General features: G+C 38.7%; 13 protein-coding genes. 3 read left to right on the forward strand and 10 right to left on the reverse strand.

Annotated elements, in window-relative coordinates; genetic code table 11:
- Window positions 1-111: 111 nt before the first annotated feature.
- The 6 genes from D017_RS07410 to D017_RS07435 form a co-directional block, all read right to left on the reverse strand.
- Window positions 112-960, reverse strand: a complete 849-nt coding sequence (locus D017_RS07410; protein ID WP_035335663.1) for a mechanosensitive ion channel domain-containing protein — start codon at window positions 958-960, stop codon at window positions 112-114.
- A gap of 66 nt (window positions 961-1,026) precedes the next feature.
- Window positions 1,027-3,066 carry a thioredoxin domain-containing protein gene (locus D017_RS07415; RefSeq protein ID WP_035335664.1) on the reverse strand — a complete coding sequence of 680 codons (2,040 nt, stop codon included), beginning with the start codon at window positions 3,064-3,066 and terminating at the stop codon, window positions 1,027-1,029.
- 139 nt (window positions 3,067-3,205) lie between these two features.
- A complete protein-coding gene (locus D017_RS07420; RefSeq protein ID WP_035335666.1) occupies window positions 3,206-3,409 on the reverse strand; it encodes a dodecin family protein in 204 nt (67 codons plus the stop codon).
- 186 nt (window positions 3,410-3,595) lie between these two features.
- Entirely contained in the window at window positions 3,596-4,423 is an 828-nt protein-coding gene (locus D017_RS07425) for a TPM domain-containing protein (protein ID WP_035335667.1), read from the reverse strand.
- On the reverse strand, window positions 4,423-4,866 hold the full coding sequence (locus D017_RS07430) for a TPM domain-containing protein (protein ID WP_035335668.1): 444 nt from the start codon (window positions 4,864-4,866) through the stop codon (window positions 4,423-4,425). The genes D017_RS07425 and D017_RS07430 overlap by 1 nt, the downstream gene beginning before the upstream one ends.
- Entirely contained in the window at window positions 4,867-5,499 is a 633-nt protein-coding gene (locus D017_RS07435) for a LemA family protein (RefSeq protein WP_035335669.1), read from the reverse strand.
- Window positions 5,500-5,688: 189 nt separating this feature from the next.
- Here D017_RS07435 and D017_RS15370 point away from each other — a divergent pair, with 189 nt between their 5' ends.
- Entirely contained in the window at window positions 5,689-5,862 is a 174-nt protein-coding gene (locus D017_RS15370; RefSeq protein WP_160164965.1) for a hypothetical protein, read from the forward strand.
- On the opposite strand, the gene D017_RS07440 is transcribed toward D017_RS15370, so the two are convergent.
- A complete protein-coding gene (locus tag D017_RS07440) occupies window positions 5,859-6,188 on the reverse strand; it encodes a MerR family transcriptional regulator (protein ID WP_035335670.1) in 330 nt (109 codons plus the stop codon). The two genes, D017_RS15370 and D017_RS07440, sit on opposite strands and share 4 nt — an antisense overlap.
- A complete protein-coding gene (locus D017_RS07445) occupies window positions 6,188-7,159 on the reverse strand; it encodes a M23 family metallopeptidase (protein ID WP_035335671.1) in 972 nt (323 codons plus the stop codon). Before D017_RS07445 ends, D017_RS07440 begins: the two co-directional genes overlap by 1 nt.
- Before the next feature lie 118 nt (window positions 7,160-7,277).
- On the opposite strand from D017_RS07445, the gene alaS reads away from it, so the two are divergent.
- Together alaS and D017_RS07455 are read left to right on the forward strand one after the other, a co-directional pair.
- A complete protein-coding gene (gene alaS / locus D017_RS07450; protein ID WP_035335672.1) occupies window positions 7,278-9,890 on the forward strand; it encodes an alanine--tRNA ligase in 2,613 nt (870 codons plus the stop codon).
- Entirely contained in the window at window positions 9,890-10,834 is a 945-nt protein-coding gene (locus D017_RS07455; protein ID WP_035335673.1) for a GSCFA domain-containing protein, read from the forward strand. The genes alaS and D017_RS07455 overlap by 1 nt, the downstream gene beginning before the upstream one ends.
- A gap of 7 nt (window positions 10,835-10,841) precedes the next feature.
- On the opposite strand, the gene D017_RS07460 is transcribed toward D017_RS07455, so the two are convergent.
- On the reverse strand, window positions 10,842-11,153 hold the full coding sequence (locus D017_RS07460; RefSeq protein WP_035335674.1) for a rhodanese-like domain-containing protein: 312 nt from the start codon (window positions 11,151-11,153) through the stop codon (window positions 10,842-10,844).
- A complete protein-coding gene (locus tag D017_RS07465) occupies window positions 11,137-12,885 on the reverse strand; it encodes an aromatic amino acid hydroxylase (RefSeq protein ID WP_035335675.1) in 1,749 nt (582 codons plus the stop codon). Before D017_RS07465 ends, D017_RS07460 begins: the two co-directional genes overlap by 17 nt.
- Window positions 12,886-13,015 lie beyond the last annotated feature (130 nt).

The following is a 13,015-nucleotide window of genomic DNA, read 5'->3' on the forward strand; positions in this document are numbered from 1 at the left end:
GTAGCCTAAAAATATAAAAACTCGCATTTATGTTTATATGCGAGTTTTTATGAAATGATTATCATTTCTATGTTATCGTTAATCGATACAAATGGGAATCTTATCTAGTTTTTACGATTCATTTTTGTGAATGTGTACGTCACGTTGCGGGAAGGGTATAGTAATCCCAGCAGCTTCTAGACGTTCCTTACCTTCTTCAAGAACTAACCAGCGTAAATTCCAGAAGTCTTCATTTTTTGCCCAATATCTAAGCGATAAGTTTACACTACTATCTCCTAGTTCTGCAAGCACTATCATAGGTGCTTTACCTTCTTCTTGGATTACTTGCTCTTGTTCATTGACTAGTGTGAGTAAAATGTTTTTGGCCAGTTTTACATCATCACCATAGTCAATTCCAAAGGTGATGGCTTCTTTGCGTATTCCTTCTTCTGTAAAGTTTACAATGGTCTCATTAGACAACTTTCCATTTGGGATAATAGCTAGTTGATTTCCAAAGGTGTTAAGCTTGGTCTGGAATATTGAAATCTCTTTTACAGTTCCTTCTTGTCCTTGTGCTTTTATAAAATCACCTACTTTAAAAGGTCTTAGTAATAAGATAAGAACTCCTCCTGCAAAGTTTGCGAGAGATCCCTGTAATGCTAGTCCTATTGCAAGACCTGCAGCCCCAATAATTGCAACGAGCGAGGTTGTTTTTACCCCTACTTGTGTTATCACTAAGACAAATAAAACAATCTTAAGTGTCCAGTTAATAAGGTCGGCAATAAACTTTTCAAGAGTAGGATCGTAGTCTTTTCTTTTGAAAAATTTAGCTACTAGTTTCTTTATTATTCGGATTACCCATAGACCAATGAATAGTAAAACTATAGCACTTAGGAAGCCTGGAAGAAATTCCCAAACCCACTTTATGGCTTGATCTATATGTTCTTGGTATTCGCTTACTTGGTCTAGAGGGTTGCTCATATTTAATTTTTTTACAAAATTGAATATAAGGAAGCGTGTTACATAATCTTCTAGGATAAACTTCTGTTAAACTTCCATGAGTTTTAACGCTGCTTTCACAGTCTCTACGGGCAGTTGGCAAGTATTATTCACACATACATATATAAACGTTTTGTCATCATGGTAACGTCCTTTAAAAATATCTTGATCACTGTCACTCGTGCTCGTTGCAATTAATTTATTAGGAATGTAATAACTATCAAACTCTTCTCTTAAGACTTCGGCATCTTTTCCCACGATGACAAGCTCATAAAAAGGCATAGTATAGTTAAGCATTCCATCCATCCAGTTTGAAAAACTAGTAGGACTCTGATCAATAGATGGCTGAATGTTATGTAGCATTGCTATGGCCGTATCTCCATATGTATTATCGCTATAGTAATGAGATAGCATAAAGATATTTTTGGCCATTATGGAGTTTGAGGACGGAATCACATTATCATAAAACTCTGTGTTTCGACTTGCTAAACTAGGATCTTGGTTTGATGTATAGAAAAACAAATCATTTACTGGATTTTGAAAATGTTCAAAGGTGTAATCTGTAAGCTGTTTAGCTTTATGAAGCCATTTACTATCTGCTGTAACTTCATAGAGTGCTATAAAGGCATCTACTATGGCTGCATAATCCTCTAGATATCCATTTATAGTGCTCTTATCATTTTTGTAGGTACGATTAAGACCGCCATCTGTTCTCATCAGGTTAGTGTGTATAAAGTTGGCATTTTTTAATGCTGCAGTAAGAAATGCCTCATCCTTAAAAGCGCGATAGGCGTCTACATATCCTTTAATCATTAACCCATTCCAAGAGGTTAGAATTTTGTCATCTAGGCGAGGTTTTTCTTTATTGCTTTCGCGAAAGCGTAATAAGTCCTCATGCCATTTAGTTTTTTTGGAAATGATTTCTTGTACTGAAATACCAAATTCCCTTGAGAAGTCTTGGTCTGTATCTTGTCTAATCAGAACATAGTTGTCTTTCTCCCATTTTCCATAAGAGTTGATGTTGTAGTATTCCTTAAAAAGATCAAAATCATCACCTATCAAAGTTTGCAGCTCATTTTTGGTCCACACATAATAAGCTCCTTCTTCTAGAATTCCATCTGCAGTTAAGCTATCTGCATCTATAGCACTATAAAAGGCTCCATCATGTGTGGTCATCTCACGGGCTATAAATGCTAAAGTTTGATAGACGGTTTGCTTGTATAAAGGGTTTTTAGTTTTAGTGTATGCTAGTGCGTATAAGCTTACTAATTGTGCATTGTCATAAAGCATTTTTTCAAAGTGTGGCACATGCCACTTTGTATCTACACTATAACGCGCAAAGCCACCACCTACGTGATCATTAACTCCACCAAAGGCAATTTGTTCTAAGGTAGTATTTACATATTCTAAAATTTCTTCATCATTATTTTGATGTGCATACCTAAGTAAAAACTGATAGTTATTAGGCATCATAAACTTGGGCGCACGATTGAGGCCTCCTTGTCTAGTATCCCACTGTCTTGACCACTGGCTTATCGCATTTTGCAAGGTTTCTAGCTTGAAATCTGGAGTACTATTATTCGGGATAATTGCATCCATTTCTTGCATGCCTTGATCAAGCTTTTCTGCATATTCAATGAGTTTTTCTGGGGCTGTTTGATAGAGTTTTGCAATTTGCTCCAGTGCGCTCGTCCATTCCTCTTTAGGGAAATAGGTGCCTCCCCATACGGGTCTTCCATCTGGTAATGCAATGGCATTAAGAGGCCAGCCACCTCTGCCTGTCATAAGTTGCACAGCATTCATGTATACATTATCCACATCTGGACGCTCCTCACGATCTACTTTTATATTTATAAAATGCGCGTTCATAAGTTGTGCGACCTCTGTATTTTCAAAGCTCTCGTGCTCCATAACATGACACCAGTGGCATGAAGAGTAACCTATGCTTATCAATAAGAGTTTGTTTTCCTTTTTAGCCTGAGCGAGCGTTTGCTCATTCCATGGTTTCCAGTCTACAGGATTATGGGCGTGTTGTAAGAGATAAGGACTAGTCTCCTGTATAAGATCATTAGTATAAGGATGTTCCATAGTGGGATTATTTAGTGCTTGCCGTTTGATAAAGGAGTAATATTCTAGACGTACTGGTAAAATAGGTAGTCTTGTAAAAATACAAACAAAAAAAGTCCCATCTAGAGATGGGACTTTTATCAATATTTTAAAAAGAGATTTACTTTACTTCAAAAGTAATCTTACAGTTCATGCGGTATTCTTTTATTTTTCCATCGTCACCTACTACGCAGTTTTGTTCATTTACGTAAAGTGATTTGATGTTTTTTAAAGATTTACTAGCGTGTTTAAGTGCATTTTCTGCTGCATTTTCCCAACTTTTCTCAGAACTTGCTAATACTTCTATAACTTTTAATACTGCCATAATTTTCAATTTAATGTGTTAATAATTAGTTGTTTCTTGAAAGTTACGGATTTCATGAGATATGAATGTAAAAGTTTTTATAAAACTTAATCTTACTATTTATGGGAATAATAACGGTAGTTATGTGTAGATGGGCGTAAATGCAAAGGCATTATTAGAGATTTTATTTTGAAGAGCTTTGTGCCATTACCATCCTCCAGAAGCACCGCCGCCTCCAAAGCCACCGCCACCGAAACCTCCTCCAAAGCCACCGCCTCCACCGAAGCTTCCACCTCCGCCAAAAGATCCACCACCACCAAAGCCACCACGTCCCATGTTGCTGAGGATGATAACATCCAGTAGTGAGCCACCCACACTGCGCTTACCGCCATTGCGGCCACCACCACGATGGTTATTACGACTTATGATAATGAGGATGACAATAAAAAAGATAAACATGAGAATTCCCTCTATTGGAAATCCATCATTACCTTGTCTTGTTCCTTTGAAGTTTCCTTGTAATCCATCAAAGATGGCATCTGCGCTTTGATCAAGACCAGCATAGAAATTTCCTTGTTTAAACTGAGGGATCATTATTCTATTTATGATTTGCTCTGCATCACGATCAGAAATGATGCTTTCTATCCCATAACCCGTATTGATATCTACCTTACGATCATCTTTTGCAAGAATGATAAGGATACCGTTATCTTGATCTGCCTGGCCTATTCCCCATTGCTGTCCCCACTTTGCGCCTACCATATCAAGTCCTTCTCCATTAGAAGTAGAGATAATAGCAATCACAATTTGTGTTGAGGTGCTGTCACTGTATTTAATAAGCTTGTTTTCTAAAGCACTCTTTTGTCCTGCAGAAAGTAAGCCTATGTAATCATAAACTGCGTCAGGATTTGCCTTTGTTGGTTTTTCAGGAATATTAAATTGACCAAATACAGGAATACTCAGTACCAATAAAAGTAGAGAGAAGAGTACGCTTTCGCGAAAGCGTGAACCTAAAAAATTATTTTTTTCTTGCATTAAGAGGTGCTTATTTCGTCAGGAAGTTCATTCTTGTCACCATGTTTCCATGGGAAAAATGCAGCTAGTTTCTCTCCAGCAGACTGTACTCCCTGGATGAGGCCATCCCGGAAATTTCCTTTTGTAAACTGAGCAATCATAGCATCCTTAGTAGACTCCCAGAAATCTGGAGGGACTACTTTGTTAATGCCAGCATCACCGCAAATCGCGAGCTTATGATCATCTACAGCTACATAAATAAGGACTCCATTTTCTTCCTTGGTGTTATCCATTTTAAGTAAATGAAATAATTCTTGAGCACGTACAAGCGCATCCTCTGTGTTAGAGTGATGTTCTAGGTGCACACGGATTTCTCCTGAGGTAAGCGTTTCTGCCTGTCTTATGGCTGCAACTATGGCCTGCTCATCACTCTTACTTAAGAAGTCTTCTACCGTAGATGCCATTTATTTTGTGCCAAAATCGAATTCTACTTCTGGAGCATTTTCTGATCCTGCATCTGCCTCAAAGTATTCCATCTCAGAGAATTTACCAATGAAATTGTTTATAAAGTTATTCGGGAATTTTTTGATGTGTACATTGAAAGGTTTCACTGATTCATTAAAACGATTTCGTTCTACATTGATGCGGTTCTCTGTGCGTTCTAACTCATTGATAAGTTCCTTAAAGTTTTCATTTGCCTTAAGATCCGGGTAACGTTCAAAAACAGCTAGAAGTCGAGATAGCGCAGAGGTAAGACCTTCTTGAGCTTGTTGGAATTGCTTTAATTGTGCTGGAGTAATATTAGATGGATCTATTGTAATAGAAGTTGCTTTAGAGCGTGCTTCGATAACACCTATAAGTGTGCTTTGCTCAAATTCTGCGTACCCTTTTGCTGTGTTTACTATGTTAGGTATAAGGTCTGCACGACGTTGATAAGAGCTTTGAACATTAGCCCATTGAGATGTAGCATTTTCTTGGAGATCTATTGCTGTATTGTAAAATTTAGGTCCTACTGCAAATGCAATAACTACTGCAATAACAGCACCTATTAGTATAATTCCAAGACACCCTAGGCCTGCGATTTTAGTTTTATTCATAATATAAATTGGTTTGATAGTTAGTTGTTGTTTGTTGTGATTTGTTACAAGTAACGTGCAATAGTAGCAAGTTAAGAAAAAGAATTACTATAAGAAGACAATAAGGTTTTGTTAAACTCGCCGTCTAAGAGTAATATAAGCTTGATTTTTGTAAAAAAAAAATACACTCATTTGTCGTGTGCTATTGTTATGGATTTAAAATTTTTGTATGTACTTGCATCTATGGGAGTTATAGGTGTAGTTGCTGGTGTGTATCACCTCGTTTCAGGTGAGTATCTAGTGATGAGTTTGTTGTCAATAACCACTAGCTTACTTTTTATAGGAATGGCTTATCGTGATTATTATAAGGGAAAGCGTTTTTAGAGATTAGACTTGATCTCTAGTAGTTGAGCCTTTACAGCTTCTAACTTTCGTATAATATCAAAGTTTGATAATATTTCTTTTTTGCCTTCTTTGAGATGTGTTTTTGCACCTTCGAGTGTAAAACCGCGCTCCTTAACGAGGTGATAAATAAGCTCTAGATTTTTAATATCTTCTGGGGTAAACCTCCTTGTGCCCTTAGCATTTTTTTTAGGAGCAATAACATCAAACTCCTTCTCCCAGAAACGTATCAAAGAAGCATTTACATCAAATGCCTTTGAGACTTCACCTATCGTATAGTATAGTTTTTCTGGAAGATCTATATGCATTAATCGAGGGATTGATTTTCTATAGAGGATGCAGTGAGCATAAGATCATACTCTTCTGGAGTAAGGTCATTATGATAGAAGTTAACAGGGTTAACTACAGTGCCATTTTTCCACACTTCGTAATGTAGGTGTGGACCAGATGACAGACCAGTGTTACCTACATATCCTATTATCTCTCCACGTTTTACGTTTTGACCTACCTTAGCCTTGTATTTACTCATGTGAGCATAATATGTTTTATAACCAAAGCCATGCTCGATGATAACCATTTTACCATAACCGCTTCCTAGACCTACTTTAGTCACTTTACCATCACCAGTGGCATAGATTGGTGTGCCAGGAGGAGCTGTAAAGTCCATCCCATTGTGCATTTTTCTATACTTTAATATAGGGTGTACTCTCATTCCGTATCCAGAAGCTACTCTAGAGAGGTCTTTGTTTTGTACTGGTTGTATAGCAGGTATTGTTTTAAGTAGGGCTTCTTTTTCTTCGGCTAGCTTTGCAATTTCGTCTAGAGACTTTGACTGGATCACAAGTCGTTTTGTGATTTGATCAATACGCTTTGCACTTCCCATAATCATAGAAGAGTTATCAAAGCCTTCTAAATCTTTATAGCGATTTACCCCTCCAAAACCTGCCTGTCTTACCTCATCAGGAATAGGGCTAGCTTCAAATAATACACGGTATACATTGTTATCTCGCTCCTCTACATTTGCAAGTACGCGCTCTATCTGGTCTAGTTTCTTTTCTTGGAGCTCAAACTGCAAAGACATATTTGCTAGCTCGCGTTCTAGTTTTCTTTCCTTAGGAGTGTCCACACCAGAGTTAAATACAGCAATAGTAATAAGTAGCCCCATAAGAGCTGCTGCTGCAATGAAAATCAATGCTGCGCCAAAAGTGCGTCCCTTTTTACGTTCTACTTTTCGGTAGGATAGGGTCTCACTATCATAGTAATATTTTACCTTAGACATAAGTTAAAATGCTTATTTTTGGGGTTTGTTTAAGGGGTTAAATACGCTTTCGCGAAAGCGTAATCTAAAACCTCAACAACGTTCAAATATAAAATAAATTATCCACACCATCCATCGTATGAAATCTCAAGAGGTACGTAAACAGTTTCTAGACTTTTTTGAATCCAAAAAACATACCATAGTGCCCTCTGCACCAATGGTTTTAAAGGATGACCCCACGTTAATGTTTACAAACGCGGGAATGGTGCCCTTTAAAGAATATTTTTTAGGTAATGCCACGCCAAAGAATACAAGACTCTCAGATACTCAAAAATGTTTGCGTGTTTCTGGTAAACATAATGACCTCGAGGAAGTAGGTAAAGACACCTATCATCACACGATGTTTGAGATGCTGGGTAACTGGTCTTTTGGAGATTACTTTAAGGAAGAGGCGATCGCTTGGGCTTGGGAATTCTTAACGGAAGTAGTTAAGATTGATAAAGACAGTCTATATGTGAGTGTTTTTGAAGGAGATAAAGAGGATGGATTAGATAGAGATCAAGAAGCTTTTGATATCTGGAAGCAGCGCATTGATGAGGATAGAATCATCGATGGAAATAAAAAGGATAACTTCTGGGAGATGGGAGCGCAAGGACCTTGCGGGCCATGTTCAGAAATACACGTAGACATAAGATCTGCCGAAGAAAAAGCAAAAGTAGACGGAAAGACCCTCATCAATATGGATCATCCACATGTAGTGGAAATCTGGAACTTGGTATTCATGCAGTACAATCGTCTTGCAGATGGATCGCTTGTAAAGCTTCCTAATCAGCATGTAGATACTGGAATGGGATTTGAGCGTTTATGTATGGTGCTTCAAGGAGTGCAGTCTAATTATGATACAGACGTTTTTACTCCACTAATGAGCGAGATTGAAACCATCACAAACTCAAAGTGTGGTAATGATGAAGAAATAGATATTGCAGTACGAGTAATCGCAGATCATGTAAGAGCTGTGTCATTCTCAATTGCAGATGGGCAGTTGCCTTCTAATACTGGGGCTGGCTATGTAATACGTAGAATCTTACGACGTGCCATTCGTTACGGGTTTACATTCCTTGATACTAAGGAACCATTTATTTACAAGCTTGTAGCAACACTTGTAAAACAAATGGGTGATGCATTTCCAGAACTTAAATCACAGAAAAATTTAATTACAAATGTGATACGTGAAGAGGAAGCTTCCTTTTTACGTACGCTAGATAAAGGATTACTGCTGCTTGACAATGTGATTGCAGCTACAAAGGGTGATACCGTTTCTGGAGATAAAGCTTTTGAACTTTATGATACCTACGGATTCCCAATAGATCTTACAGCACTTATACTTAGTGAGAAAAACTTAAAGCTTGATGAGAAAGGCTTTGAGGCTGCTCTTAAAGAGCAAAAGGACCGTTCTCGTGCAGCAACCAAGGTGGAGACAGACGACTGGAATATCTTACAGGAAGATGCTGAAGAGGAATTCATAGGCTACGATACTCTAGAAGCATCTGTAAAAATCACTCGCTACCGTAAGACAGAGAGTAAAAAAGACGGGGAGTTATATCAACTAGTATTTAATCTTACGCCATTCTATCCAGAAGGAGGAGGGCAAGTAGGTGATAAAGGATATCTAGAAACTCCAAGCGGAGAGGTGGTTTACATCATAGATACAAAGAAAGAAAACAACCTTATTATACACCTTGCCAAAAACCTCCCAAGATCTACCGAGGGAACGTTTAAGGCAGTGGTAGATGTGAAGCAACGTAGCCGTACGGCTGCAAACCATACGGCAACACACTTATTACACCAAGGGCTTCGTAAGATACTAGGAACACACGTGGAGCAAAAGGGAAGTATGGTACATAGCAGAAACCTACGTTTTGACTTCTCTCACTTTTCTAAAGTGACAAGCGAGGAGTTAAAAGAGGTAGAAGATTTTGTAAATGCACGCATACGCGAAAATCTATCTCTAGAAGAGCAACGTGGTATTCCTTATGATCAAGCTATACAAGAAGGAGCGATAGCATTATTTGGAGAAAAGTATGGAGATGCTGTAAGGACCATACGCTTTGGGAAGTCTATGGAGCTTTGTGGTGGTACACACGTAAAAAATACAGGAGACATCTGGCATTTCAAAATAACTTCAGAAGGGGCAGTGGCCTCTGGTATACGCCGCATAGAAGCAATTACTAGCGATGCTGCCAAAGATTACTTTACATCAGAAACCGAAGCCTATAATCAAGTAAAAGCAACCCTTAAAGGGAATCAAGATCCAGTAAAAGCGATTACTAGCCTACTCGATGAGAATGCTGCTTTAAAAAAGCAAGTAGAAGCACTTATAAAAGAGAAAGCTCAAAACTTAAGTGGTGATCTAGCAAAAGAATTTGTAGACATAGATGGTGTAGATTTCTTAGCAAAAAAGGTAGATCTAGATGCGGGAGCTATTAAAGATCTTGCTTTTAAATTAGGAGAGAATAAAGACAACGTATTCTTGTTATTTGGAACAGAGCAAAACGGTAAAGCATTACTAAGTTGCTACATCTCAAAAGAGCTTGTCGCTTCAAAAAATCTGAACGCAGGTACTGTCGTGCGTGAGTTAGGAAAGCACATCCAAGGTGGAGGAGGAGGACAACCTTTCTTTGCAACTGCAGGAGGTAAAAATCCAGCAGGTATAGACGCTGCCATTGCAGAGGTTAAGAACTATCTTGTATAATGAAACTACAGACCCAAATACCGCTAGAGCCTGCTGCTCGTCAATTTGGGTATGATCATAAATTATTGTTGTTAGGTTCTTGCTTTGCGCAGAACATAGGTGACAAGCTAGCATATTATAAATTCCAAGCGGTTACAAATCCGTTTGGAATTATTTTTAATCCCGTCGCACTAGAACGATTAGTAGCAGATGCTGTTGCAAATAAAACCTATACAGAAGCAGACGTCTTTGAACTAGACGGAGTCTGGAAATCTTTTTATGCACACAGCGACAAAAACGCCCTTACGAGACTAGGAGCTGTGATACACTTACAAGAGGCGCAGCAATTGCTCAGGCAACAGCTTATAGAGTCTTCTCATCTATTTGTCACACTAGGTACTGCTTGGGTTTATAAACATCTTGAACGTGATGAGGTGGTGGCCAACTGTCACAAGGTTCCTCAACAGGCATTTACTAGAAAACTCCTTTCTGTCACCGAAATTCAAGGAAGTCTGTCTCGTATTTGTGAGCTGGTAAAAACACTTAATCCACAAATTGAGATTGCTTTTACAGTGTCGCCAGTGCGTCATATTAAAGATGGTATAGTAGAAAATACTCGCAGCAAATCACATTTACTTACAGCAGTTCATCAACTTGTAGATAGTCGTGAGGCGAGTTATTTTCCGGCTTATGAGATTGTGATGGATGAGTTACGTGACTATCGCTTTTATACAAGTGATATGGTTCACCCATCTGAGCAGGCTGTTACCTATGTATGGGAGCGTTTTGTAGAAGTGTACGCTTTCGCGAAAGCGCAACAAACAATGAAAAAAGTAGCTCAAATCAAACAAGGGTTAGCTCACAGACCTTTTAATGAAGACAGCGCTGCGCACCAAAAATTCTTGGTAAAATTAGAGGGTCAAAAAGAAAAGCTAGTTCAAGAATTTCCGTGGATGAGGTTTTAAAGAAACCTTAGGTGATCATTTTTTTATAAAGTGAAAGCCATCCGCCACCATTCATGGCTTCAATACCTTTTGACCTAAGGACGGCTGCGGCTGTAGCACTCCGGCCACCGCTGGCACAAACGCATATTACAGGTTTGTTCCATTTTTTAATCGTTGTGGCTTGGGCGGCTATGTTTTGCACAGGTATGTGTTTAGAGCCAGGGATGGCGCCGCTATCATATTCGGCTTTTGATCGCACGTCTATGATAACAGCATCTCTACTAAAGAAGTCATCAAGTTTCCGCTGTTTCTTACCAAAAAAATTACTGAATAACCCCATTATCTTCCATTACTAGGCTTAGTCCGTCTTTTATGAGGTGTGCAATATTTGCTCTAGAAATCATGAGAGATTCTAAGTGTGCTAGCACTTCCTTGTTTCGCGTAAGCTCAAATATCTCAAGCGATAAAAGCCAGTCAGAAGGATACTGTTTCTGTACTGTTTGAAATATCGTTAAGAGAGTTGTTTCTTGTGGAGCTCCACTTTCTCGTTGAGTTCTTACTTCTTTGTAGAATTCGTTGAGTTTTTTGTCTTCTTCAGATAGTTCATGTTGTATGGTGGTGGTGGTACTCACTTGACTTTTTATCTCAAACGAATCATGATCTGCTGCTCCTGCAAAAGCAGAAACTACAGAGGTTCCTATGGCCATATCAAAAGGCCCATTCTTACGTGAGATAAGTTTATCACCTTTGTATGAAACTTCGCAGCCATCAAAATGAACTACGAGCAAGGTGCCATCTACACTACGAGTACCAGTGGTAATCATTCCTGTCACGGTAATGCCACTTTCAAACTCAAAGGAGTTTATGCCGCCTTCGTAAATTTCAAAAGCTTTAAGATCTCTTGGACTCATATTTTCGATAGCCATAGAGCTACGCTTGAGCTTCCCTAAGGGAGAAGAGAATCCTTTTCTAAAATGATCTGTTCCTAATCCAATGAGCTCCTTACCTCTGTAAGAGAGTGCACTAGGACCATGAGTTTCAAAATAAACAACGCGGTTGTCTTCATCTTGAATCATGTTACTAAAATTCCCACTTACTTGCAGTCCAGTGTTAAGCTCGATAGAGCCTAGTTGCTTGCAGTCTATAAGTTTTTGAACACCTCGCCATCCACCACGTCTAAGTGCCATAGTCTCTGCAAATTCTTCTAGTACTTCCATTAAGTACCCAAAATCTGGAGTGACAAATAGCTGAGGTTGCATCTGCGTGATGTCAAATTCTTGATAAGCAGCATCTATGCTATAAGGTAGTTTTTTTACAGCATCAGTAAGGCAATGTTTACTCTCACCTAGTGATGATAATAATCCAGCGCCATATAATTTAGGATCTTCTAGTGTTCCTATAAGTCCATACTCTACGGTCCACCAGTGAAGGTTTCTTATTAAAGCAATTTCAGATGGTTCTACCGTCATTTGCTGCAGGCGGTTTACCTCATCTTCGGCAGCGTCTATATCCTTTTGAGCAATACCCTCTGCTTCTTTTAAAATAGATAGCTTGCGTACTGCTTCATACATATCCATATCATGTGCATTTGATATGGCACGAGCACCTATTTCTCCAAATCTGCGCAGGTACTCTGCATAATCTGGACTTGCAATAATAGGAGCATGACCAGCACCTTCATGTATAATATCTGGTGCAGGTGTGTATTCTATATTTTCTAGTTGGCGTATGTCACTAGCAATCACAAGCACCTTGTATGCTTGAAATTCCATAAAAGCATTAGGAGGTATAAAACCATCTACCGCGACAGCAGCCCACCCTATTTCTTTAAGAATGCGATTCATCCCGTACATAGAAGGGATGTTATCTATAGAAATCCCTGTTTTTTTAAGACCAGACATATAGCTCTCATGAGCCACCTGACTTAAATGAGCTACATTTTTACGCATCACATATCTCCACACTGCTTGGTTGATAGGAGTGTATTGATCATAATCTTGCGCCTTGATATATTGTCCTAAATGCTTAGGCAGACGATCTAATAACGGGTTTGATGTAACTGGTATTTCCATAGAGTAAATTTACAAAGAATTGGTCGTGATTAAAATGCTTTCCTAAATCGTTTGCGTTAAATTATTTTTGGGTATCCGCTTTCGCGAAAATGTGAGTTGGCAAAACACGCATTACTCCCTATTTACCTAT

This window comes from Dokdonia sp. PRO95, assembly GCF_000355805.1.
In the GTDB taxonomy this organism is placed as follows: domain Bacteria; phylum Bacteroidota; class Bacteroidia; order Flavobacteriales; family Flavobacteriaceae; genus Dokdonia.